The sequence below is a fragment of the Photobacterium sp. GB-50 genome (assembly GCF_003026755.1).
Lineage (GTDB): Bacteria > Pseudomonadota > Gammaproteobacteria > Enterobacterales > Vibrionaceae > Photobacterium.
In genome coordinates, this window is sequence record NZ_PYNX01000008.1 from 75,408 (window position 1) to 99,747 (window position 24,340).

A 24,340-nucleotide genomic window follows, 5' to 3' on the forward strand; every position below is an offset into this window, starting at 1 on the left:
AGCAAAAAGGCATGGTTTCCACTAATAAGAAACCATGCCTTTATTTTTATCTGTACTTTATAACAACAAGTTATACTTCAATTAACCATACTTCTTCGGCAAATCGCGATAAACCACGTTGGCGACGAGGATGACTTTCATCGGCATCATCACGTTCAAGATGCGTCACTTTACAACCCGCAAATAATGCTTCAACGTCTGCTTTTGGCACTGAGAAAGGAGGCCCTGCCAATTCATCTTGTGGGTAGTCTAACGTCACCAACAAAATACGACCGCCAGTTTTAACCAACGATAACAGTTTGTCGACGTACATTTGTCGCATATCTTCTGGCATTGCAATTAATGCAGCGCGATCATAAACCACATCGACAGGATCGATATTTAGCGTGAAGTAATCACCTTGGTAAATCGAAATCTCATCAAATTGGTAAAGATGTTGATGGCCAACGCCTGTCACTAACGGCGTATACAGGTTTTCTGCAAAAAAGGCTTTAACTGCAATATCACTCAGCTCAACCCCAATCACGTGGTCATGTTTTTGTGCTAACCACACAAGATCTTCCGACTTACCGCACATAGGGACAAACACGCGATCATCACGTTGTGCATTTAACGCCGACCAATGCTTGATCAGTAACGGATTAACCTCTGATAAGTGAAAACCAATTCGATTTTCTGCCCAGCGTGAGTGCCAAAATTCTGCATCCATTTTATGACTCGACTTTTTCTAATTAAAATAATAATGCTGAAATAATAACATAGGTCAGTGGCTTTCAAAGAGTGCTAACAGTCGCTTTTTATAACTTCGCAGTGACTGTCAATTTTGCTATCTTTGCGCTTAAAACGGGATAACGCTGCTGACTTCAGAGTGAGCTAAATCGCGTAATAATGTTAAACCTTGTTGTAACCGCTGCTCAGAATTAATAGCCATTAGAGACAAACGGATATGCTTCGGATCGTCGCCATTTGCATTAAAATAACGCCCACTACTGACAATTAACCCTTGGTTTTTTGCTTCCATCACAAAGCGTTCCTGCTGCCAATGTTGAGGCAACGGCCACCAGATTTGAAAACCAGTTTCATTACCATCATGGCTTAAAATATCACGGGCTAGTTGTTGCCTTTTACAGGCAGTTTCACGCTGGTTTTCTGCTAACTCAAAGGCTTCACCACTCTCAATTAACTGCGTTGCCGCAATATAATTTAGCGGTGACGATAGCCAAATGTTAGCGCGAATAGTGGCCTGTAAAACCGCGATATGTGATTCGGGTACTTTTAAAAAGCCACAGCGTAAAGCAGGACTAAGGGCTTTTGATAAACCTGAAATATGAAAGCTATGCAGTGGAATGCGATTACTGATCGCGGCGATAGGATCTGGATTTAAAAAGCCGTAGATATCATCTTCAATTAACCAAATATTATTGCGTTCAATCACTGTTGCAATGGCATCTCGTCTTATTGGCGGCATGGTGATACCTGTTGGGTTTTGATGAGATGGCACGACAATGACTAATTTAGGCTGATGTTGAGTGATCACCTGTTGCAGATCATCAGGGCACATCCCCTGCTCATCAAGTTTGACCCCAACCACATGACGACCTGCTGCTTGAGCGATCGCCATAATACCGGGGTAAGTTAAGGCTTCTACCGCGATGGTATCACCAGGCTCTGTTAACGTATGAATAAGTAACGATAAGCCATGCTGTGCGCCATTCGTCAACAAGGTATTTTTAACATTCCCCCCTTCCAAACCAAACTTTTTCGCCCATGTTACAGCAGCCAAACGATGGCTTTCATGGCCTGAATGTTCGGTATAGCCCATTAAATGACAACTCAGTTGCTCTGCCGCATTCATCATGGCATCACGCAGTGGAGACAGGTTTTGAGACAAGCAAGGTTGCAAGATAGAGAAGTTAAAATCAGTTTCATCATCAGCCGGTTGAATAACATCGCTGAGTCTTGATGGTGAGCATACAAATGTTCCACGCCCAACAAACGATTCCACGCGTTTTTTATCTACCAGTAACTGATATGCTTTAGCTACCGTCGCGGGTGTGGTGTTTAACTCATCCGCAAGTACACGGTGTGTCGGCAATTTAAACCCTTTCGGATATTCACCATTGTCTATGCGCGCCTCTATTGTTTTTGCTATTTGTTTATATTTAGCGACACTCACAGTCTGATCCTATATTTATCATTATCACCAATCACTTAACTAACTTTAACCAAGTTAGCTCAAAAATGATACCTTAAATAAACAAATTGACATATGTCAATGTAACCCCTAGTGTACTAACCATCATTTGGTAACCATTTAGCTAACAATGAGCACAAATGGATAAAATCTGATATTACAAAGGTAGTTACAACCTTTAATAACAAACGTTCAGCTCGCCATCGTTTATGAATAAAGGCATTGCCTGCTGACGACATATCACATAATGACATAACTCAATTTTACTGTATTTGGTAAGGAGAAACCTATGACAACAAGTATCGCTTTTATTGGTTTGGGTGTAATGGGCTTCCCAATGGCACGTCACCTGTTTAATTCAGGTTTCGACACCACTGTGTATAACCGCACGACCTCTAAAGCACAGCAATGGGCATCGGAGTTTTCAGGACAATACAGTGAAACACCGCGTGAAGCTGCTCAGAACCGAGATGTGGTTGCGCTTTGTGTTGGTAACGATAATGACGTTCGAAGCGTTGTATTTGGCGCTGACGGCGTTTTAGCAGGCATGAAAGCGGGCTCTACGCTTGTTGATCATACGACAACCTCTGCGGAACTTGCTGAAGAGTTAGCGAAAGCATGCTTAGCTCAAGGCGTTAACTTTGTTGATGCGCCAGTTTCTGGTGGTCAAGCCGGTGCTGAAAATGGTGCACTTACTATCATGTGCGGTGGCGAACAAGCTGTTTTTGATAACGTATTACCGATTTTAAACAGCTACGCGAAACAAGCGGTATTGGTTGGCGGTTATGGACAAGGTCAACGCTGTAAAATGGTGAATCAAATTTGTATTGCCGGTGTACTACAAGGATTAAGTGAAGCATTAACGCTGGCACAAAAATCAAACCTTGATATCGAACAAGTTGTCAGCGTACTAAAGCATGGCGCGGCGGGCTCTTGGCAGATGGAAAATCGTGCTAAAACGATGGCTGAAGATAAATTTGATTTTGGCTTTGCTATTGATTGGATGCGTAAAGATCTGGGCTTTTGTTTAGATGAAGCGAAAAAACACGATCTTGAATTACCACTGACGGACGCAGTAGATAAACGTTATGGCTTATTACAAAACGAAGGGCTAGGCAGAATGGATACATCTGTCTTGATTAAAGCTTTCAATAAAGCGGTTTAATTTTATCTAGACCTCAGCCACTGAGATGAGAAAGTGGCTTTGTGAAAACCGATATTACATAACGCCAGAAAAGCGAAAGGGATGCACTTGCATCCCCTTCTGCCGACCCCGATAAACATCAAGATCAAAAATCCGTTTTCCAATTCTACATTGGAGTCATGGAATACCGATTGAATCCATTCAGCTTACGAAATTCTGAATAGTTTAATCGAATCACGACGTACTGTTACACCACGGAAAGTTACAGGCTCTAACAACGTCATTAGTTGCTTAGAAACAAAAAACTTACCACCGTAGCTACGATCGCCACCACGATTAACCCAATCAGCAAATTCATCAGCCAGACTGAACATAGAGTTACCGACTAGTAAAACAAGAACTTTAGCAACTTCGCTATCGTTCTGACGGTTAAACTCAGCGTCACGAACTTTTTTACGATATTCGTCGACAATTCTTTCAAGGCACTCAAATCTGCTCATATACACCACCATAAAAATCGAGGCGTGGATACTACTGCTCTAGCCTATTTAAATCAACCCATCGCCTTATGTTTCTTTAAAAAACTGATACTTTTTTTCAATTTGGTAACAAAGATGATGCTATTTATCATTAAAAACACGATTTAATTTCATATTCACCCTCTAAAAACTTAAATGTTATTTCATATGCATGTTTGTATAATGACAGTATTAGATAGAGACTATTAAGAAATACAAAATGATGACTATAAACACTAACTTTAAGCTGCTAGGTAAATTAAATCGTGAATATTTGACGATTTCAGCAATGATCGAAATTTACTGCTCACATCACCATTACGAAAAATGTAAAAAAGTTAATTTATGTGAAGACTGTGAATCTTTCAAAAACTACGTAAAACAAAGGCTAGATCGTTGTCCTTATGGTATCAACAAGCCGACATGTCGACAGTGCCCTATTCATTGCTACAACGTTCAAGAAAAGATCAAATCACAAACAATTATGCGTTATTCAGGCCCTAAAATGATGTATAAACATCCAATAATGGCTATTACACACTTAATTAATGATAAACGAAAAGTTAAAGCGTTAAATCAAGCAATGACTTCAAACAGAAAAATAAGAAAGAGTTAATAAACAACAAGTAAAAGTTAAATGTTCAGTAAAATATATTTTTACTTTTATATTTCATTCACTTTTAAGTCCGCTTTAGGGCTTGGCTACTTTATAATCAGCCTATTTACTGCTGTGTAAAAAACATACATCAATGTAATGACAAGAAATACCGATATAAGAAGGAAACTATTGAAAATAGCCCGTATGTACATAAATATTTCGTTTCATGACTTTTTATAAATAAAACAGTCAACATGTTAATTGTAGTAACAAATGGCTGGTATTTATCAGTAAAGGCTCATCACTTTAAATATTTAGAGTATTGCTACCTAAAAAAACAGCGATAGATGATCGCTGCTTTTTGATAACAGATGAGTTTTATTTAGTTTCGATAATAATCAATTACTTGAATTTTCACAGGTTTATCTGCGCTGCTAATATCGACAGTAAACTGATCGTCATCAACAACTTTCGCATTTTTTGCCCCTTCCCCAATGACGTCAACACCTTCAATCTTGGTATATAGCTTGGTGTAATCGTAATGCATGGTGACAGTTGCGGTAACAGGTTTAGAAGCCGTTAATTCAAAAGTACAAATACCTGTAGGACAAAACACATCAATATCTTCTGCGGACGTCACCGCGATAGAATCTACATTCTTAATTGGCGTACCGGTGATTTTTGCTTCCCCACAGCCTGTTAATAATAATGCCGTTGTAACTGCAACAAGGCCAAGTTGAATTTTTTTCACACTGATATCCTCATGTATTCCGCTGAACGGTGATCTTTGTTCACTATAACAAAGAAAGTTTTACGTAGACTATATCAAACATAACAAGTTCAATGAATTAGCATTGCTGAGACAGTGCTAACATCCATCAATCACAAACCAACAACAATCAATTCACAATTTCACCTCTTTACCCTAACAAGTATCACTAATTGTTTTCACTTCTGTTTATTGGCTAAACGAATACATAATTTATTTCTTATCAATAAGCAATAAAGGTTAATTTTTAATTAACCTTATAGGCATACTATAGATATAATCACCTACAATGTGTGAATAGGCTTTCTTTTATTCATGTTATAGACGCACCTATTTTTATTCCCACCCTATGGTGCACTCGAAGTTTCTAGGAGAAATAAATGAGTATCATTATTTTGGTCTGTTTGATCATTATTAATGGATTATTTGCTATGTCTGAGATAGCACTTGTCACAGCAAAGAAAAACCGGTTACAGCGATTAGCAGATGAAGGGAATATCTCTGCTCAAAAAGCAATAGAGCTAGGTGAATCACCAACTCAATTTCTATCAACAATGCAGATCGGTATCACTGTTATTGGTATTCTGAACGGTGTTATTGGTGAAGCTGCATTAGCTGGCCCTATTTCACATTGGTTAATTGAGTTAGGCCTTCCTGCAAAATCCGTTGGCTTTACTGCTTCAGCAATTGCGGTCATTGTTTTAACGTATGTATCTATTGTTATTGGTGAATTAGTCCCTAAACGATTAGGTCAAGTAAACGCTGTTTCTATTGCGGTATTTTTCGCCCGCCCAATTGCAGTTATCGCTTTTATTTCTCGTCCATTTGTCTGGCTATTGGCAAACTCAACCGATTTACTGTTGCGTTTATTGGGCAAAGGAAAAGACGACAGTTCAGCACTAACAGAAGATGATATCCGTGCAGTGATCGCGGAAGGTTCTCAGTCAGGTGTTATCCACCAGCATGAACATAACATGGTGCGTAATGTCTTCAATTTCGATGACCGCAAAGTATCTTCAATGATGACGCCACGAAATGAAATTGCGTATCTTGATTTAAATTATTCGCCTGAGAGCTATTTACAAAAATTACTCTCAAGCACGCATGCTTGCCTTCCTGTTGGAAATAACGGCTTCAGCGATTTAAAAGGCACATTAAATGCCAAGCAGTTATTACAATTTATCAATGATAATACGGCTGAAAATCCACTATCAATTTTAGATTACTTAACCCCTCCCGTTTTCGTACCAGAAAACTGGACAGGTACAACGCTATTAGAAATGTTCCAAAGCTCAGGTACAGACTTTGCCTTCGTGGTTGATGAATATGGTGATATTCAAGGTATTGTGACTTCTCAAGATATTTTAGAGGCATTAGCCGGTAAATTTACCCCTGATAATCCAAAGGATGTTTGGTCAAAGCAAAACCCAGATGGCAGTTGGAATTTAGATGGCATGATGCCAATCACTGTATTTAAAGATCTATTAGATATTAATAAACTGCCAGACGAAGAAGACGGCGGTTACCACACACTTAGCGGTATGTTAGTGTGGCTATTAGATGATTTACCTAAATTGGATGACTGTATTCGCTGGCAAGGTTGGCAATTCCGCATTCTAACATTAGAAAATAACCGTATAGATCGTATATTAGCTCAACGCTACGAATAATCTGTTGCGTTTCATTCAATCAAAAAAAGTTAGCCATAAAGGCTAACTTTTTTTTCATCTGCTCTATTAACTATAAGCAGGACTCGTTGTTTGTAACGTTGCTCTAAATGCCTTGATCATAAAAAAAGATAAAATACTTCAAAAGCAATACCAAATACTAATAAGCCGTAGGTATCATGTTTTAAAGAATCAGGAAAAACAAAATACATAAGACCCAAAAATACAAACGCAAATGGAATTAAATAAAAGATTGCAACTCGCCAGCCTACAACCCAATTTAACGAAAAGTATTTAATTAAAAAGTTCTTTCCGTTATTTCCGCCATTGACGATAAATAAAATAATAAAGTTAATTATAATCATTACGTCATCAGCAAGTGACTCTAATGAATCTGTTTGTGGTAAGTAATACGAATACAGCATCAACAAAATAGTCGGAATCAAAACATACAACGCAGATTTCCGCTCAGTGACATTATTGTGTTTTAAATCAAGCAACAAAGCTTTCAAATTGAAAAAATACATATCCCCCTCCCTTATTGTCAATAAGCCTATCCTGTGAAGGTGGAGGTGGAGATAGTGATTGTAATAATTGATGAATTAGAGTGAGTTATCAAATTAGAACGTTTTGATGATAGTCATTACAATCGAACGTGACCGTACAAACAATTACTGATTAATATAACGAAAGGTCAAGTTTATGCGTGGCTCATTGACACGTTTAGTTTTAGGTAGTGCATGTTGCCAATACTGCTGGGTCTCTCCTGCCATTATCAGCAAAGATCCCGGTGTTAATTGAAAGGCAATTTTCTCTTTAGTGGTTTTATGTTTAAACACGAACTGCCGTGTTACACCAAAGCTTAAAGAAGCAATAACAGGTTGATGACCTAATTCACGCTCATTGTCTTGATGCCACCCCATGTAATCTTCTCCATCACGGTATAGATTGCCAAGCACTGAGTTAAACGACGTTTTCGCTTGCTGTTCACACTGTGCTTTTAGATCTAATATTGCCGATGTCCAAGGTTGTGGATGCATGGTAAGCCCTGAATAAGTATAAACAGCATCACCGAGCCATGTTTGTAACCTCGGCTGAAGCACTGACCTACCAAATAGCGTTATGTGTTCTTGTTGCCAGTTCAGTTCGTTTTTCAATTGCTGAAAATACTGTTCAGACTGCTGTAAATTCAAAAACTGTGGATGCCAATAGAGTAATCCATTGTTGATTGTTATCCACTCCCCTTGATCAGCAAACAAATCCATCGTGTTTTCCTAAATTCATTTAACAACAAGTTATACGTTTTTAAGGTACAAAAAAGCCACAGTCAACACTATGGCTTTTAAGACGTTAAGATCAATTTGATTATCGTGAAAGCATCTCGACAAGGCACACAGGTGCACCGACATTACAACGATAACCTGTTGCTGTGATATCACCCGTCTCAACATTACGGTGATAGCTAACAATATCGTTAGAATGTTGATTCGCCACCAGCAACCATTCGCCATTTTGGGAAATCACAAAATCACGAGGGAATGCCCCGCCACAATCAACAGCGGCTAATTGAGTGACGTTTTCACCGTCTACATTAAAATAACTAATCTTGTTTTGAGCACGACAAGAAACATATAAAAAGCGTTCATCTGGTGATAAGTAAATAGCAGATGCCGCTTGTTTATTTTCTTCATTAGCAAGCAGTGCTTGTTGTGATACTTGCTCCCAGCAGCCATTTTGTTTTGTGATCACCACAAGCGTTTCAGACAGTTCACACACAACATAGCCGATTGATTCATCATGGCTGAAAACAAGATGTCGAGGGCCTGATCCTGCTGGCATGTTTAGTGTTTGATTTAAGGCAAATGATAATGTGTTTACGTCATAATCGTAAAAGTAAACGCAATCACTGCCTAAATCAACAACGGCTAACTGATTGGTATGCTTTAGAAATGTAACTTGATGTGCATGAGGGGCTTCTTGACGATCAACATTTGGTCCACAGCCATCAACAAATAAATCTGCGATACACTCTGTCGGTTGACCTTCTTCATCTAAACCATAAACAGTGACATTACCTGAACCATAGTTCGCCACCGCCAAAAGCTTATCTTTTACATCAATATGACAAGGATAATCCCCAGCAATAGCTAAAGAACAACGCGCTTGATGATCAGAATAATGAAGCTGTGCACCACTGTGTCGATCAACTTCATTAAAGGTATATAACCCGTTTTGAGTCGCAGCAAGATAAGATGGATTATGCTGTTGTTGCAACGTATCTGGCACTATCTCATTGTTTAACGTTAATACGCCAGATTGAGGATCAAGGGAAATGCCTACAACACCATGACTATCACTCGGTGCATCGGTATAAGTACCTACATAAAAATGTAAGGGGGATTGTTTTGTCATGGAAACCTTCATAAATAAATCCGTTATCAATCATTAAAATGCCGCCTGAATAATCAGACGGCAACGACTTCGTTTAATGATTTTCTAAAATGTGAAGTAACTGCTTAGTTGGCGAGACGATAGCAACGATGGTTTCGTCAAATATGACGGCATTTTTATCAATAATTTGATGATAAGCCGCTACCTCTTGCTCTGATAACTGACATCCCTGTTTAGTTTTATCAATCAGTTTCATACCGAGTTCTGCAACCGCTATAACAGCATCAGTCATCGGCAGAGTATTTACAGCAGCAATATTGTTAGCAAAAATTGGTTTTGCTTGCTGCGCGGCTAACTTAACGGTTAAGTAATGCATATTTAGCGTAGCAAGGGCTGACATATCCCCCTTATTAATACGTGAAACCAGATCGTTCATCTCATACACTGCCAAACTTTCAACAGGCAATGCATCCGCAAAGCGATTTAAACGCTCATACTGGTTATATAAATCGCCTTTCGTTGGTGTCGAATTCCACTTTTCCCAATGACGTGCATAATATTGGGCTGGCTCAACGTACTTGGCTAAGGTTTGTAACGGGCTTGAATCAGTACCATTAGCAAGACGCTTTAGCATCATGTTTGCATCTGCATGATGGCGTAACCCAACAGATATCTCTGACCACGTATCGATTGCTTTCATCCGCTTATACATGCTGCGCTCATCAGTTAACGCTTGGCTTGACCACAAACGCTCTGCAATTGCGTAACTTCGCGGCCATAAACGGTGCTCAATCGTCATAGAATCAAGGTTTTCGCCCCATATTGTGATTTCACCACCTAAAATCAATGCTTGTTCTTTTTCAGTTAATTCTGCTGGATAGCCCCCATTAGGTTCTGGGATCTGGCTGCCTTTTATATCACTACTTGCAATAAGTTGCCCTGTTGCAGGCCAGCGCACATTACCGATTAACTGATAACTGCTGTCTGCAAGTTTGTCATTGGCAAAATCGTAATTAAATTCGGTGTATGACATGAAGTTATCGAAATAACCTCGGAATTTAACGCCTGGCACATACACAAGAATGTATACCTCTTCACGAGACTTACCGTTGTAGTCTGTAAACGCCCGATAACTGCCATCAGCAGCGGTAATAATAGTTAAGTTACCTTTACGTGGGCCATCTTTGCTTCTTGGCTTTACCCAATCATAAGTCTCGAATACCTCGCCTTGACGAAGTTTGTCATCCACCGTGCTCCCTTTAGGCATAGGATCGTTTCGATAGTGATAGCTTGTCGGTTGTGGCTGATCAAGGTAATACCCCGTAGAAAGAATACCTTGATACCCTTCTTTTGCGGCACGGCCTATGCTGTCATGACCTTGCCAGCTTTGGATCACTATCGATTTGGGTAACTCTTTATGCCAAATTTCATCCCACCCGATCATTTTCTTACCGCGCTCTGCCAGCATCTGCTCTACTTTAGTATTAAGATAAGACTGTAAACCGCGTTCACCATCAATATGATGCTCTTTAATAAACTGCTGAATTTTCGGGTTGTCACGCCATTGTTGATAGTTAGGCTCATCCCCGCCTATGTGGAAATACTCATCAGGAAATAAGGCAACAACTTCATCAAACACACTCGCTAGCATTGCATAAAGTTCTGGATTAGTAGGATCCATTAAAGGTTCAAATACTCCCCATCCACGTTGCTGAGGGGATTGTTGCTTTCCTATGCCAGACATTAATTCAGGGTAAGCATGAGCCACCGCAGATGCATGACCTGGTAATGATATTTCTGGAATAACACGAATACCTAAATTACAGGCATAATCAACAACCTGACGAATCTGAGCTTTGGTATAGAAATCACCATCAGTAGTGTCACGCCAAAGTTTTTGGTATTTATCGAGTTGAATACGTATGCCTTGATCGTCCCATAGATGCCAGTGAAAAACATTGAGTTTGGCTGATGCCATTGCATCTAATTGACGAAGGATCACATCAAGCTCAATGAAATGTCTTGAAGTATCATAAGATACCCCACGCCAAGGAAAGCGTGGCCTATCTTGAATAGAAACAGCAGGAAAAAAATAACCAGTAGCATCCGTAGAAACTATTTGAAGCAGAGTTTCTAAGCCACGAAATACACCATAATGCTGCGCTGCATTAATCACAATTTTACCGTTGCCAACACCAAGCGTGTAAGACTCGTCACTATCTATATTCTGAACATCTGATTTGGGGCGATGATGAATATTAATCACTAACGTCGCGTCTTGTTCAGATTGTGCTTGCCAGTTCAACATGGGCAACCCTGTCTGACGATAAAGTCGCTCCATGATTCTTTTGGCGTAAAATTGTACACGAGGCGAATCGTAACCTTTGATATAAATAGCAAAGGATTTATCCAACGTGACTATGCCTTGTTTACGCTCCACTCTCTGTGGATAAGGCATTAAATTTAAATCGCTATTTGGCGTCATTGCTATGCAACCATTAGAAACGTGGAACAAGGAAAGACATTTTTATGATCTCAGGTAATTATAAAATTAAATGTCGCATTATATCGTTGGGGATAATGGCGCCTGAATGTTGGATCACAATTGCCGCTAAAGCATGTCCTAACGTTGCTGAGTCTTGATGGCTTTTCCCTGTAACTCGCCCAGCTAAATAGCCCGCAGCAAAAGAGTCACCTGCTGCACAAGTATCAATCACATTACTCACCTGCTCTGTCGCAACATCAGCACGCTGAACAAGCTGATCTTGGCGCCAAATAAGCTGGCAAGGTTCACTCCCTCGTTTTATCACTATTTCATGACAGCCCATGCGTAAACAACGAGCAGCAACGCTTTCATCATCTCCCCACACCAATACATCATCGTCTTGTGTGATTAACGCGATATCAACCAGCGGTAAGATTTGGCTATACCAATGTTGCGCTTCTTCGCTCGACCATAATTGAGGGCGATAGTTATTATCAAAGATGATCTTTCCACCTGTTTGCGAAAAAGCTTCAAGCCGGTTTTTAAGTCGCAAGCGGCTTGCTTGGTCTAAAATGGCAAGACTAATACCGCTCAGGTAAAAGTAATCGTATTGCTTATCTTGTAATGCAATTTCTAATTTATTCAGTGATGAGGTTGAGAAATAGCGTTTTGCTGCCGAGTTATCTCGCCAATAGAGAAAACTCCGTTCACCCGTTTTATCCGTTTGTACCATGTATAAACCGGGTAATTGCTGAGCGAAGATTTCAACTAAATTGGTGTGGATTCCTTCTAGATGCCATGTTTCCAGCAGCTCTTGAGATAATGTGTCGACACCTAATCCTGTCGCATAAGAAACATGTACTGAGTGCTGGCAAGTTAATCGTGAAAGATAAAGCGCAGTATTTAATGTATCGCCACCAAAGCCTTTACGAATAGGATCGCCGCTTAGTTCGATCATACACTCACCAAAAAATGCAATCTTGGTTTCAGCGGAGTTAAGCATCAATTGAAAACTCGATATGTAATGATATAAATAAAAAAAGAGCGCCTAAATAATCGAAGAGATGGCATTTAGGCACTCCAAATAAAGCTTAAATCTAGGGTTAGCGGCGGTCTTCTCGGTAACAAGTCACATCGACTTCGACTTTTACATCAACAACCAAATCACACACCATGCAAATACGTGCTGGTGGATGTTCACCAAAAAATTCACGAAACACTTTATTGAATGATTGGAAATAACGAGCATCAGTAAGCACGACTTTTACATGCATTACATCGGCAAGGGTATAGCCTGCTTCGTCCATGATATCGATACAGTTTTGGATCGCTAAACGAGACTGGTCAACGATTCCGCCTTCTACTACCTCACCATCAATCATCGGTGTTTGACCAGAGACATAAAGAAACCCTCCAGCCTCAGTTGCGCGAGCAAATGGCAAGTGTTGACCTCCAGTTCCTACCCCACCTTCTACACCATAACGTTTGATTGACATACGACTCTCCACCGATAACTAGTTATTCTTTAAATATGTTTTTTTAATTATTTTCTTGGGTGCTACTTCTAAATAAAAATACGCCTTTCCTTTTGCCACTGACGTTGCCATTTGAATAGGTTAATTGTCCATTTACAAAGACGCTTTCTATACCCTTAGCAATAGATATTGGGTTTTGAAATGTGGCTGTATCTTTTATGGTATCAGGATCAAATAAAACTAAATCGGCAAACGCCCCTATTTTTATTTCACCACGATCTTTTAATTGATATCGATTCGCCGACATTCCCGTCATTTTATGAACCGCTTCTTCTAATGAAAATAACTGTTCTTCACGACAGTATTGACCTAACACTCGCGGGAACGTTCCCCATAAACGAGGGTGTGGCTTCGGATCATTCGGTAAGCCATCAGACCCCACCATGGTCAATTTATATTTTAAAACTCGTTTTACATCGTCTTCATCCATACAGTGATAAACAGCCCCTGCCGGTTGTAATGCTCTTGCTGCTTCTAATAATGAAAGATTCAGCTCTTCAGCTATCACCTTTAGGGTTTTACCTGCGAGTTCTGGTTTGGGTTCTGACCAAGTAATAAAAATATCAAAATCATCCGTAACTTGATTTAAATCTAGCGTTGATGAACTGGCTGAATATGGATAACAATCACAAGCAATATCTTGATATTCTGAGACTTTATCCATCAAGGATAACACTTCTACCGTGCGCCCCCAGTTACCAGCTCCTGCACATTTTAAGTGAGATATAACCACAGGTACTTGCGCATGCTTTCCTGTTTCAAAGGCTTCTTCCATCGCACTGATGATCGCTTCAAACTCTGTACGCATATGGGTTGTATATATACCACCATATTGACTTAGCACTGTCGCCAACCTCATGACTTCATCTGCGGTGGCAGCTTTTGCACTTTGGTAAGCTAAACCGGAGCTTAATCCCAATGCACCTTGCTTCATCGCTTGAGCTAAGCTCTCGCGCATAGATTCAATTTCTTCATTTGTGGCAGTACGTTGCAAATCATCTATTACGTTATTGCGTAATGTGGTATGCCCCACCAAGGCTGCAACATTCACTGCTGGCTCCGCAGCTTGCACCGCCTTTACATAATCGCCAAAGGTTGAATATTGAAAATCGTCTTTTTTTCCCAATAAGTTCATCGGCTCAGGTGGCTCGCCTTTAAGAATAGTCGGGCTCGCACTAATGCCACAATTACCCACTATCACGGTTGTGACACCTTGGCTAATTTTAGAAAGACACTCAGGAGCACGGATCACATTGGTATCATCATGGGTATGTACATCAATAAAACCCGGAGACAACACCAATCCTTCAGCGTGAATAATTTGCTTAGCGTCATAACCATCTAATTGACCAATCGCTTGAATACGATCCTGACAAATAGCGACATCCGCAATGAACGATGCCGCGCCAGTACCGTCAACAATGACTGCTTTTTTAATGATGGTATCGCACAGCATATTGAGCACGCTCTAAATTTATAAGATACAGACATAGTAAAGAAACGCGGATTTTAATCAGTGATAAAACACACAAAAAGGTAACAATTGTTTGATAGTTTCTAACACGTAACTTACCCTTTTATACATTTATAAAATAAGTATCAACAACTTAACTTATGTTAGAAAAGGTGATGCATGGATAATAATCTCTTTGAATACGATAAAAACTATCATGATAACTGCTTTACCACCCCAGATTTCGGTGAAAAAGCTCAGCCTATTACGACTGAGTCAAACCGGCATTACAGCCTAATCGATGAAGAGATTGCTTTGCCTGCTGCGGTGATCAAAGCCTCTTTACTGGATAATAACCTTCAGTGGATGCAACAATTTGCGAATCACCATAACGTGAAATTGGCACCTCATGGTAAAACGACCATGACCCCAGCCTTTTTCCGCCAACAACTTGAACATGGAGCGTGGGGCATCACTATTGCAAGTCCTGCTCAAGCCCAAATAGCCGTACTCAGTGGGGCACAAAATATCATTATGGCGAATCAATTAGTGGGTCGCGCAAACATGATGATCATTTCGCAATTAATCAAAGATTATGATGTAGACTTTTATTGTTGCGTCGACTCAAGACGCAATGTTGAAGCCTTGGAAGACTTCTTTGCCAGCCATGATCAAAAACTGAATATATTAATTGAAATGGGTGTTGATGGCGGTCGTTGTGGTTGTCGTACAGCGCAAGAAGTCATGGCGTTAGCTCAACTTATTCACCAAAGCCCCCACTTAAACTTAAGAGGTATTGAAGTCTACGAAGGGGTTATTCATGGCGATGATGCAGAACAACGAGTCAGAGACTTTCTCAATCGTACTATTGCAATCACCATCCAATTACAGCAAGAACACCTCATTCAAGGAATGCCATTAGTCACAGGTGCGGGCTCTGCTTGGTATGACATTGTTGCTGAATGTTTTAATAAGCAGCAAGAGTTAGAGGCTGTTATTCGTCCCGGTTGTTATGCCATCCATGACACGGGCATTTATCTTGATGCGCAACATCAAGTCATGCAGCGTGCTGAAAAAAATCAGGGAATAGCATGTGATTTAGGTGGTGATTTAGCATCAGCACTGGAGCTTTGGGCTTATGTGGTCTCTCGACCAGAGCCGAATAAAGTGATTGTCGGCTTTGGCAAGCGTGATGCTGCTTTTGATGCAGGATTACCTATTCTTGAACGCGCTTATCGTAATGGTGAACCTGTTGTTTTTGATCAGGTAAAAACAACGGCTGTGATGGATCAACATGCTTTTCTCTCTGTTTCAAGTGATTGCGATCTACAAGTAGGTGATGTCCTCGTATTTTCAACTTCTCACCCTTGTCTAACCTTTGATAAATGGCGTGCTGTCGCAGTATCTGATGATAACGATCGCGTCACTCACTGGGTAAGAACATGGTTTTAAACGCACTAATTAACAAGAGGAAAACAATATGAGTGTAGATGTCGATATTATTTCTCAAATAACAGAGCGTTATAATGCCCTTCGTGATGCCGAAAAGAAAGTCGCACAATGGATCATGGATGACATCCAAAGCGCAGCCAATGCCAGTATTACTGAATTAGCACAAGGCGCTGATGTTAGTGAAGCTTCTATTACTCGTTTTGCTAAAGCGATTGGATGTAAGAACGTGCGTGACATGAAAATTAAACTCGCGCAAAGCTTATCTGTCGGTCAGCGATTTATTCTAGAGCCACCAGATCAAAGTGGTTATCAAGGTATTTATGAATCAATCAAACAGTCGTTAGATGTAAACCGCAGTTTAATTGTCGAAAAAGATATTGATACCGCTGCTGATTGGTTACACAACGCTCGGCAAGTCATCGCTATTGGAATGGGCGGCGGTTCAACAATTGCCGCACAAGAAATGCAGCACCGTTTATTTAGGTTAGGCTACCCTGTTGTGGCTTACAACGATGGGTTGTTGTCACGAATGATAGCCGCAACCGCCGAAAGTAATGATGTTTTGGTGATGATTTCATCTACTGGTTACACACCAATCGTGGTTGAAACCGCGCAGTTAGCCAAAGAGTACGGCTTAAAGATTATTGCTATAACCCCGAATAATACCCCACTCGCGGAACTAGCTAGTTTGGTGCTACAAATTAAACATCAAGAAACAGACTTTATCTATAAACCATCAGCATCACGCTATGCCATGCTGGCACTGGTTGATGTCATATCAATGGCTATTGCGGTTAAAAACAAACGACGTTCAAGAGACAAACTGCGACGGTTAAAAATAGCCCTTGATGCTCATCGAGGTGGCTTAGAGCGACAACCGCTTGGAGATTAATAAGAGAAATATCTATGTGGCTGTTTAAAGGGAAAATACTGGGTTAACAATCTTTATCTTCAATACCGACAACAGGTGGTTCACCATCGTAATAATTTACAAAGTAAACGCCACACTGATCGTTATAACTAAAACCACGAGGAAATATTTTACCGACTTTAGGTGTGGTATTGCCTGCTGGTAATGCTGAGATTTGACCACTAGGTATTGTACCTTGATTACCCAAACCACACCACTCAGCCTGGCATTGGGTATCTCTACCACTGGTATACATTACATCATTCAAGGTCAATAAGTAACGCATGCTATGCATCCAATGCCCGGTTGGATAACCCATAACAATTTCAATATCAACATCACCTGCATCTATCACTGACTTGTTAGGATCATGCTCAACACCAAGAACTATGGCGCGCGTATGGACAAAATCACTTGCCGTTATCAGTGAAGATTTCACTCCTTTTAATAAAGCAATGCGAGCATCTCTACTGATATTTAAAAACTTAGGGGCGACGAAAACAGCAATAATTCCAACAATAACGATGATGATAACTAGTTCAATAAGACTAAACCCTCTAATTTTCACTATCGTTATCCTTTATGTACATCAGTTTTTTGTGTCGTATATTTCCATCCTATTGACTGAGCAATGAATAGCAAACAAAGTGTTGGAAAAACGTTAGCAATATCAATAGATCATAAAAGCACAACATAAATTACATTGTGCTTTCGTATTCCTGTGTTTTAAGCCCCAAAATGCTGTAAAATAGCCTGACCAATTTGAGCTATTTCTTTATCACGCTCAGGAATACTCGCTTTAGTACCTGTTAGATAAATACTGATCACTAACGGTTGTTTTTGTTCGTTCCATACCACAGCAGTAATACCACGTGAACCATGGCCACCAGCGCCTGAGCGATCTGCAATTTCCCACCCTTTTGGTAAGACTGAACGCAACAAGCCATTTGAAACTTTATTGGCTTTCATCCAGTCTTTCAGTTGTTGTTTTGAAGACGCATTTAAAGCATTACCTAATACTAAATTGCTAATCGTTTTATTCATTGCATAAGGTGTAGTGGTATCACGCTCATCACCTGGTGTTGCCTCATTGAGTAATGGTTCAATACGATCTAACCTTGTTACATTGTCACCACTATCAATTAAAAATGTCGTTACGCCTACTGGGCCACCAATATGACTTAGTACTAAATTCGCCGCTGAATTATCACTGGTTGTCATGGTGGCAAAACACGCGTCTTTTAATGACACCTCTGTGCCGACTTTGTCTTGAAATACTGGCGCATAATCTAAAATTGTATCGGCGTTGATCAGATAGGTTTTATCCATCATGCCATCATTGATTTGGTTATCATGTAGTAACTTTGCACAAGCAAGTGTTTTAAAGGTACTCATTAATGGAAAACGTTGATCGCTGTTATAGCCAAACAACTGCTTTCCTTTGCCATCAACGACTGAGACACCAATTCTTGCACCTAATTGCTTTTCAGCATGTTCAATTGCTGAATTAACTGTGATGTTTTCCGCTAGGCTCACGCTAGAAAAGCCCAAAAGAGAGCCCATTAATACTGAACCAATAATGTGTTTTGATATTTTTTTTGATAAATAACGCATGTACACCTCTGATAATAGCTTTCACATTTTATCAGTAAAAAAATCCATTAAAAGTAACGTTTGCGATATAAAGTTAATTAAAATTGGATAACCACCTATATTTTCATTTACTATTTTACTTTATGCATTATTAGTATTAGTTTGATTTAGTATTTACATAATCTCCGTAACCACCCATATTCAAGCTACTACATAAATATAATGACTATTGAACCTACCACCTTACTTGCGATTGCAGCAATCTTTGTCGGATCTTATGTCCAAACAGCTATCGGCTTTGGTTTAGCGATTGTTTCTGCACCTATTTTAATTGTTTATGCTCCACAATACGTCCCTGCCCCTATTTGCCTTATTGCATTATTTATCTCATTACTTAACGCCTTAAAACATCGCAGTAGTATTGAACTTGGTGGTTTAAAAATGGCCATTTTAGGGCGGGTACCTGGCTCTATTGCAGGTGCGGCTTTACTTGTTTATGTTTCGGCTCATGTCCTAACATTGTGGATTGGTTTACTGGTACTACTTGCAGTGGTTGTGAGTATCTTACCTTATCGGATTGAACCGACGCCTCGTAGAATGGTTATTGCAGGCTTCTTCTCAGGCTTATTCGGTACAAGCTCCGCCATTGGTGGGCCGCCAATGGCGATATTGTTGCAACATCAAGAAGCCAATCAATTACGTGGTAACCTATCAGCATTCTTTGTCTTTAGTTCTATTGTTTCTTTAGCGGCACAAATTCCTGTCGGCTTTCTTTCTTTTGATAAACTTTGGATAACCCTCCCTTTAATCCCAAGTGCATGGCTGGGATATTGGTTAGCGCTCAAGACTACCCAGTCTCTGCCGAAAGAAAAAATACGCTACGCTGCTCTTATCCTGTGCTTAATTTGCGGTATCATTGCCATCTATGAAAGTATCCACTAGTAAATATGTACTCAATATCACATATCACTAAGATTAGTACCCACAGTATCAATTAAACCAAACAAAATGATTGACCATTACCGATACAACTTGATAAACATATGTTAACAAACATTAATTTTTATCAGTTATTTAAGAGGTATAATATGGATATTGTTGTTGCCTTAACGAATGGAAAGTTCGGTATTGTTGAAGACTGCATCACGGCAGATGATATTGAAGGTAGCTGTATTGAGTGCTGGGTTGAAAATGACACAGGCTTTACTTACGAAAAAGCGATTGTCGCATATTGTTTATAGTCTAGTTACTTTAGAATTAAGCATCTAAATAATAGGTGCTTAATTCTCTCATCATATCAAGCCAACTCTATTCAAGAACTATTGTTTTATTTATCTGAAAATATGTTGGCAATTCAATTGATAATTATAGTTAGGGTAAATGCATAGAGCGTATCCTAACTATGTTATTTTCCCATCACCTGAGACTACAAAAGTAAGTAATCGCCTCTCCCGCATTAGATCTCATTAACCTATTAACCTTCTTGCAAGCCTTTCTAAATACACATAAATGTCCTATCGGTAATGCTTTTATCTAGATTAATAACAAACCAACAATCCACATAACTATGCATCGGCTATAGGCAATACCGTGACGAATGCGCACAGAGCCATCTTCTATTCCCATTACTACATTAATTACGCTGATTAATCATCCACAGCAGCCTCAACAGTCAATTAACCGATTTAATACTGTAACTGTTTTTAACCCAACCACTGTACAAAACACTGTATGAATTACTGTATAAACACCTGTGACATAGCGCAATATTTTAACTATTGATAATTTTCAGTTTTCATAAAACAAAATAACACAAATAAAACACACTTAAATATTCATTTAAAATCAGATATTTAAATTAATTTTAATTCGAACGCCACCTATAAAAAACCACACAAGATATAAAAAGATCACACAAAAAACACTTGCATCAGGAGCTAAATAAAACTACTGTACACACATACAGTATGTATATATAACCACTAGTTAAGGAAAGCACTAATGAACTACCACTCATCAATTACTGCTTCACAAGTTTACAAGTCAACATTTGCAGCAGATTCAACCCAGCAACCTCTTTCTGCTGCGGTCGGACAACCAATTGAAGTGAGTTATAGTGCAGAGCAGCAAACTCAATTAGCCTATTTCTTACGACTATTAAAAAAAGCGAATAGTGAAAATCGTTGGATCATGTTTATTGGCTATGATGCCTTAATCGATAAGTCATTATTAAAAAATGCAGGTATCGACATCAACAAGGTCTTGCTGTTAAAAACACCTGTTCATCAAAGTAAACATAATTTAATGGTGAAGGCATTAGAAATGGGAAATTGCAGTGCTGTTATTGTTGCTGGTGAAATCGAACAATTTGATACTCCCCTTATATACTCTGCAGCGACCAGCGGACATGCGATGGCATTTGTACTAAATAAAAATACAACAACCCACTTAACTGTGCATTAACATGGACTAGGATCGTAACAAAATGGTTACAGTGACGTAATTTTAATGAGGATAACGTTAATAAGTTTAAATAATTCCCCTTGTTCCATCCCAAATAAACATACAAACTATCATTTTATTAAGATAATGGTTTTTAGGTACATAAAAAGACCATATAATCTTATATATATGATAATTAAAGATTAGGTTACAACATGGATAATAAGCTTGGATTAGGGGCGCTAACAGCACTCGTGATCGGCTCAATGATTGGTGCCGGCGTATTTAGCCTTCCTCAGAATATGGCACTCGTTGCAAGTCCAGCGGCTGTAATGATAGGATGGATGATCACTGGTATTGGCATGATCTTTCTCGCCCTATCATTTCAATACCTTACAATTATAAAACCTGAAATTAATAGTGGTGTATTTGGCTATGCGCAAGCTGGTTTTGGTGACTACATCGGATTTTGTTCCGCATGGGGTTACTGGCTAAGTGCAATGCTAGCAAATGTCTCATATTTAGTGATTGTCTTTAGCACATTAGGCATGTTTTTCGATAAACCTAATGATGTTATTTTTGGACTTGGTAATACGTGGCAATCTGTTGTTGGCGCTTCTATTATTTTATGGCTCGTCCACTTCTTAATTTTGCGAGGTGTTAAAACAGCAGCAAAAATTAATATGGTAACAACCATCGCTAAATTAGTACCTCTATTCTTATTTGTCTTCTTTACCATGCTTGCCTTCAAATGGCACACATTCATTTTTGATTTTACTGGCATTGAGTTTGGTTCCAAACATGACCTACTTGATCAAGTAAAATCGACTATGTTAATCACAGTATGGGTATTTATTGGTGTTGAAGGTGCCGTCGTTGTTTCATCACGAGCTCGCGATCGGAAAGATATTGGCCGAGCAACAATTCTCGGTCTATTAACAGCGCTTATTATCTATATTTTTGTAACGCTTCTTTCTATGGGTATTATCAGCACTCCTGAACTCGCAAAATTACAAAATCCATCAACGGCTAAAATATTAGAACACATTTTAGGACCGTGGGGAGCCGTTCTAATTGGCTGTGGCTTACTTATTTCTGTATGTGGTGCTTTCCTTAGCTGGACGGTTTTAGCAACAGAAGCACCGTTCCTTGCCGCTAATAATAATGTATTTCCTAAAATTTATAAGAAACAAAATGAAGCCGGTACTGCCGTTACTTCATTAAACCTAACGACTATTTGTATTCAGGTATCTTTATTTGTAGTGACTTTTGCAGGTGGAACCTACAATAGCATTTTGGTCATTGCCTCTGAAATGATTTTGATCCCCTACTTTTTAGTTGCTGCTTATACGTTAAAAATAGCGATACAAACTAAAAATAGAGGTTCTTTACTCTGGGTTGGTATCTTTGCAACCGTATACGGTATCTGGCTACTCTACGCATCTGGTTTGCACCATTTACTGTTGTCTGCAATTTTGTATTTACCTGGGGTGTTTTTCTTTATTAAAGCAAAACGAGAGCAAAATAAGCCTATTTTTGTAGGTAAAGAAATCTACTTTGTTTTATTTCTGATTACCATTTCAGCGTTTGGTATCTACTTATTAGCAACAGGCAAGTTAGTCATCTAAATTGCAACTCAAAAAAAAGCCGTGTTAATAAAATCAACACGGCTTTTTAACATCCTCTATTTAACTTATAACTGCCGTTCATTCCAAGCTATCTCAACGCGATTTCTACCACGCTCCTTAGCTTTCATTAATGCCTCATCAGCACGTTCAATAAAATGACTATAATCTTCATTCTCAAGTTCTGCTACACCTGAACTACAAGTCACTTTCATACCGTTATCCCAGACAGCACTCTCTATACATTCACGTATTGATTCAGCCAGTTCAGCAGTAGCACCTAAAGGTGTTGCAGGGCAGAAAATCACAAATTCTTCTCCTCCCCAACGCGCAAAAACGTCAGATTTTCGTACACGCTTATTGATCAAACTTGCAAATCGTCGTAATACTTCATCACCTAAACGATGACCATACTTATCATTCACTTGCTTAAAGTGGTCGATATCGATAAATATCATTGAGAAAGAAATATTATTAACAATTGAGTGTGTTGTAACTTCTGCTAACCATTCATTAATTTCATGTCTATTACGCGTTCGCGTCAAGGGATCCGTAAAGGCTAATTCTTCAAACACCAAACTTTTCTCGTACAAAGTACGGTTAGCGTCACGTAGACGTTGTGTACGTTCTTCCGTTTCTTTAATCTTTTTTCTTAGAAAAATGCGATCAATAATGATAAAAGATATTGCTGTGACCACCCAAAGTGATAACAATATTTTTACTAACGCTTGTTCACTGATCCTTTGACCATAAAAAACCAGCTTATTTAATTTAATGGAATAATTCGCTTCTTTTACATAACTGCCTGTCGCAACTTCAATGACTGAAATGTTATCAAACTGTCGACTTGATTTATCAACAGGCACTTCGTAATCCGCTATCCACCACGATAAAACTTGGAAAGAACGAAGAGGAAATACAACGAGCCCTTTATCCTCTCCTGGGGCATACTCAATTGCATTAAACTTTAGAGAGATTGGATCTGATAATTTCGCATAAGCTGGATCATAATTACGTAAATAAATACGGACTCTTTCTCCCTCTAAAGGGCTACCATAATCAATATCAATCCCAACGCTATCATAATCACTAAGATCAATGCCTTTATCAACTGAATCTGTCAGTGATATCGCAATTTCACAAAAAGGCCATTGCGCTTTATTAACGATATTACATTCAAGTAATGCACCATTTCTATCTATATTTAAAGATGACTCTGTTGCACCACCCTGTCCCTTATCATCAATAATTTGGTATGTACTATTTACAGGAGACACAATGTACTCTTTCTTTGCACCACCAAGCATAAACCACCCATAAACAATACAGGTAAAAATCACTAGAAAGAATATAGTGTAACGGACTGGTTTTATTAAACCTGTCATGAAAACCTCAGAGACAATTAAAGAAAAAAATATGCATACAATTTAGTAGAAAAACTAACAAAGCTTATCGATTAAAACAATAGAATAATCATTAATATGCAAGCTTTATTATACTTCCAATGCCAACCATTAACACTAATAAAACAATAAGTTATCTTGAATTTATCATTATTGCCTCA

At 39.1% G+C, this 24,340-nt stretch carries 23 protein-coding genes; 9 read left to right on the plus strand and 14 right to left on the minus strand.

The annotated features are described in order from the left end of the window. Positions 1-70 precede the first annotated feature (70 nt). Together C9J41_RS12195 and C9J41_RS12200 are read right to left on the minus strand one after the other, a co-directional pair. A complete protein-coding gene (locus C9J41_RS12195; RefSeq protein ID WP_107208272.1) occupies positions 71-709 on the minus strand; it encodes a thiopurine S-methyltransferase in 639 nt (212 codons plus the stop codon). Positions 710-838: 129 nt separating this feature from the next. Continuing rightward, on the minus strand, positions 839-2,176 hold the full coding sequence (locus C9J41_RS12200) for a PLP-dependent aminotransferase family protein (protein WP_107208271.1): 1,338 nt from the start codon (positions 2,174-2,176) through the stop codon (positions 839-841). Between the two features lie 307 nt (positions 2,177-2,483). Here C9J41_RS12200 and C9J41_RS12205 point away from each other — a divergent pair, with 307 nt between their 5' ends. Beyond that, complete coding sequence (locus C9J41_RS12205) at positions 2,484-3,359, plus strand: NAD(P)-dependent oxidoreductase (RefSeq protein ID WP_107260398.1); 876 nt, start codon at positions 2,484-2,486, stop codon at positions 3,357-3,359. A 185-nt stretch (positions 3,360-3,544) separates the two neighbouring features. On the opposite strand, the gene C9J41_RS12210 is transcribed toward C9J41_RS12205, so the two are convergent. Beyond that, positions 3,545-3,838, minus strand: coding sequence for a hypothetical protein (locus C9J41_RS12210; protein ID WP_005367981.1), 294 nt, complete (start codon positions 3,836-3,838; stop codon positions 3,545-3,547). Positions 3,839-4,079: 241 nt separating this feature from the next. Between C9J41_RS12210 and C9J41_RS12215 the strand changes: the two genes are divergently transcribed. Then, positions 4,080-4,472: a nitrous oxide-stimulated promoter family protein gene (locus C9J41_RS12215; RefSeq protein WP_107260458.1), complete on the plus strand. Its 393-nt coding sequence runs from the start codon at positions 4,080-4,082 to the stop codon at positions 4,470-4,472. A gap of 364 nt (positions 4,473-4,836) precedes the next feature. Here the strand turns inward: C9J41_RS12215 and C9J41_RS12220 are convergent, their stop codons facing one another. Continuing rightward, a complete protein-coding gene (locus C9J41_RS12220) occupies positions 4,837-5,205 on the minus strand; it encodes a lipoprotein (protein ID WP_107208269.1) in 369 nt (122 codons plus the stop codon). Between the two features lie 398 nt (positions 5,206-5,603). On the opposite strand from C9J41_RS12220, the gene C9J41_RS12225 reads away from it, so the two are divergent. Then, a complete protein-coding gene (locus C9J41_RS12225) occupies positions 5,604-6,893 on the plus strand; it encodes a hemolysin family protein (RefSeq protein WP_107208268.1) in 1,290 nt (429 codons plus the stop codon). Positions 6,894-7,009: 116 nt separating this feature from the next. Here the strand turns inward: C9J41_RS12225 and C9J41_RS12230 are convergent, their stop codons facing one another. The 7 genes from C9J41_RS12230 to C9J41_RS12260 form a co-directional block, all read right to left on the minus strand. Further along, positions 7,010-7,417, minus strand: a complete 408-nt coding sequence (locus C9J41_RS12230; protein WP_233220411.1) for a hypothetical protein — start codon at positions 7,415-7,417, stop codon at positions 7,010-7,012. Positions 7,418-7,561: 144 nt separating this feature from the next. Further along, the gene (locus C9J41_RS12235; protein WP_107208267.1) at positions 7,562-8,155 is read right to left on the minus strand and encodes an alpha-ketoglutarate-dependent dioxygenase AlkB; all 594 of its coding nucleotides are present in this window, start codon (positions 8,153-8,155) and stop codon (positions 7,562-7,564) included. Between the two features lie 100 nt (positions 8,156-8,255). Next, complete coding sequence (locus tag C9J41_RS12240; RefSeq protein WP_107208280.1) at positions 8,256-9,302, minus strand: lactonase family protein; 1,047 nt, start codon at positions 9,300-9,302, stop codon at positions 8,256-8,258. 73 nt (positions 9,303-9,375) lie between these two features. Then, on the minus strand, positions 9,376-11,766 hold the full coding sequence (locus C9J41_RS12245; RefSeq protein ID WP_233220412.1) for a family 20 glycosylhydrolase: 2,391 nt from the start codon (positions 11,764-11,766) through the stop codon (positions 9,376-9,378). 58 nt (positions 11,767-11,824) lie between these two features. After that, entirely contained in the window at positions 11,825-12,769 is a 945-nt protein-coding gene (locus tag C9J41_RS12250; protein ID WP_107208265.1) for a sugar kinase, read from the minus strand. A gap of 100 nt (positions 12,770-12,869) precedes the next feature. Beyond that, entirely contained in the window at positions 12,870-13,262 is a 393-nt protein-coding gene (locus tag C9J41_RS12255) for a RidA family protein (RefSeq protein ID WP_005368015.1), read from the minus strand. Positions 13,263-13,305: 43 nt separating this feature from the next. Then, positions 13,306-14,757: an amidohydrolase family protein gene (locus C9J41_RS12260; RefSeq protein ID WP_107294638.1), complete on the minus strand. Its 1,452-nt coding sequence runs from the start codon at positions 14,755-14,757 to the stop codon at positions 13,306-13,308. Between the two features lie 177 nt (positions 14,758-14,934). Here C9J41_RS12260 and C9J41_RS12265 point away from each other — a divergent pair, with 177 nt between their 5' ends. Beyond that, positions 14,935-16,206 carry an amino acid deaminase gene (locus tag C9J41_RS12265; protein WP_107294639.1) on the plus strand — a complete coding sequence of 424 codons (1,272 nt, stop codon included), beginning with the start codon at positions 14,935-14,937 and terminating at the stop codon, positions 16,204-16,206. Between the two features lie 28 nt (positions 16,207-16,234). Then, positions 16,235-17,098 (plus strand): MurR/RpiR family transcriptional regulator, encoded by an 864-nt coding sequence (locus tag C9J41_RS12270; RefSeq protein ID WP_107208262.1) that lies wholly within the window; start codon positions 16,235-16,237, stop codon positions 17,096-17,098. A gap of 43 nt (positions 17,099-17,141) precedes the next feature. On the opposite strand, the gene C9J41_RS12275 is transcribed toward C9J41_RS12270, so the two are convergent. Further along, positions 17,142-17,684 (minus strand): prepilin-type N-terminal cleavage/methylation domain-containing protein, encoded by a 543-nt coding sequence (locus tag C9J41_RS12275; protein ID WP_107208261.1) that lies wholly within the window; start codon positions 17,682-17,684, stop codon positions 17,142-17,144. Between the two features lie 158 nt (positions 17,685-17,842). After that, complete coding sequence (gene bla / locus C9J41_RS12280) at positions 17,843-18,730, minus strand: class A beta-lactamase (protein ID WP_107208260.1); 888 nt, start codon at positions 18,728-18,730, stop codon at positions 17,843-17,845. Positions 18,731-18,931: 201 nt separating this feature from the next. On the opposite strand from bla, the gene C9J41_RS12285 reads away from it, so the two are divergent. The 4 genes from C9J41_RS12285 (at position 18,932) to C9J41_RS12295 (ending at position 22,779) form a co-directional block, all read left to right on the plus strand. Further along, positions 18,932-19,651 carry a sulfite exporter TauE/SafE family protein gene (locus tag C9J41_RS12285; RefSeq protein WP_107208259.1) on the plus strand — a complete coding sequence of 240 codons (720 nt, stop codon included), beginning with the start codon at positions 18,932-18,934 and terminating at the stop codon, positions 19,649-19,651. Positions 19,652-19,797: 146 nt separating this feature from the next. Next, complete coding sequence (locus tag C9J41_RS21935; RefSeq protein ID WP_199187151.1) at positions 19,798-19,950, plus strand: hypothetical protein; 153 nt, start codon at positions 19,798-19,800, stop codon at positions 19,948-19,950. A gap of 760 nt (positions 19,951-20,710) precedes the next feature. Then, positions 20,711-21,172 carry a SulA-like leucine-rich domain-containing protein gene (locus C9J41_RS12290; protein ID WP_107208258.1) on the plus strand — a complete coding sequence of 154 codons (462 nt, stop codon included), beginning with the start codon at positions 20,711-20,713 and terminating at the stop codon, positions 21,170-21,172. 194 nt (positions 21,173-21,366) lie between these two features. Beyond that, on the plus strand, positions 21,367-22,779 hold the full coding sequence (locus C9J41_RS12295; RefSeq protein WP_107294640.1) for a basic amino acid/polyamine antiporter: 1,413 nt from the start codon (positions 21,367-21,369) through the stop codon (positions 22,777-22,779). A 65-nt stretch (positions 22,780-22,844) separates the two neighbouring features. On the opposite strand, the gene C9J41_RS12300 is transcribed toward C9J41_RS12295, so the two are convergent. Beyond that, entirely contained in the window at positions 22,845-24,161 is a 1,317-nt protein-coding gene (locus C9J41_RS12300) for a GGDEF domain-containing protein (protein ID WP_107294641.1), read from the minus strand. Positions 24,162-24,340: the final 179 nt, after the last annotated feature.

Coding starts and splice junctions, on each gene's coding strand:
- C9J41_RS12195 (WP_107208272.1), bottom strand. CDS start 709: ATGGATGCAGAATTTTGGCACTCACGCTGGGCAGAAAATCGAATTGGT.
- C9J41_RS12205 (WP_107260398.1), top strand. CDS start 2,484: ATGACAACAAGTATCGCTTTTATTGGTTTGGGTGTAATGGGCTTCCCA.
- C9J41_RS12210 (WP_005367981.1), bottom strand. CDS start 3,838: ATGAGCAGATTTGAGTGCCTTGAAAGAATTGTCGACGAATATCGTAAA.
- C9J41_RS12215 (WP_107260458.1), top strand. CDS start 4,080: ATGACTATAAACACTAACTTTAAGCTGCTAGGTAAATTAAATCGTGAA.
- C9J41_RS12225 (WP_107208268.1), top strand. CDS start 5,604: ATGAGTATCATTATTTTGGTCTGTTTGATCATTATTAATGGATTATTT.
- C9J41_RS12230 (WP_233220411.1), bottom strand. CDS start 7,417: ATGTATTTTTTCAATTTGAAAGCTTTGTTGCTTGATTTAAAACACAAT.
- C9J41_RS12235 (WP_107208267.1), bottom strand. CDS start 8,155: ATGGATTTGTTTGCTGATCAAGGGGAGTGGATAACAATCAACAATGGA.
- C9J41_RS12240 (WP_107208280.1), bottom strand. CDS start 9,302: ATGACAAAACAATCCCCCTTACATTTTTATGTAGGTACTTATACCGAT.
- C9J41_RS12245 (WP_233220412.1), bottom strand. CDS start 11,766: ATGACGCCAAATAGCGATTTAAATTTAATGCCTTATCCACAGAGAGTG.
- C9J41_RS12250 (WP_107208265.1), bottom strand. CDS start 12,769: ATGCTTAACTCCGCTGAAACCAAGATTGCATTTTTTGGTGAGTGTATG.
- C9J41_RS12255 (WP_005368015.1), bottom strand. CDS start 13,262: ATGTCAATCAAACGTTATGGTGTAGAAGGTGGGGTAGGAACTGGAGGT.
- C9J41_RS12260 (WP_107294638.1), bottom strand. CDS start 14,757: ATGCTGTGCGATACCATCATTAAAAAAGCAGTCATTGTTGACGGTACT.
- C9J41_RS12265 (WP_107294639.1), top strand. CDS start 14,935: ATGGATAATAATCTCTTTGAATACGATAAAAACTATCATGATAACTGC.
- C9J41_RS12270 (WP_107208262.1), top strand. CDS start 16,235: ATGAGTGTAGATGTCGATATTATTTCTCAAATAACAGAGCGTTATAAT.
- bla (WP_107208260.1), bottom strand. CDS start 18,730: ATGCGTTATTTATCAAAAAAAATATCAAAACACATTATTGGTTCAGTA.
- C9J41_RS12285 (WP_107208259.1), top strand. CDS start 18,932: ATGACTATTGAACCTACCACCTTACTTGCGATTGCAGCAATCTTTGTC.
- C9J41_RS21935 (WP_199187151.1), top strand. CDS start 19,798: ATGGATATTGTTGTTGCCTTAACGAATGGAAAGTTCGGTATTGTTGAA.
- C9J41_RS12290 (WP_107208258.1), top strand. CDS start 20,711: ATGAACTACCACTCATCAATTACTGCTTCACAAGTTTACAAGTCAACA.
- C9J41_RS12295 (WP_107294640.1), top strand. CDS start 21,367: ATGGATAATAAGCTTGGATTAGGGGCGCTAACAGCACTCGTGATCGGC.
- C9J41_RS12300 (WP_107294641.1), bottom strand. CDS start 24,161: ATGACAGGTTTAATAAAACCAGTCCGTTACACTATATTCTTTCTAGTG.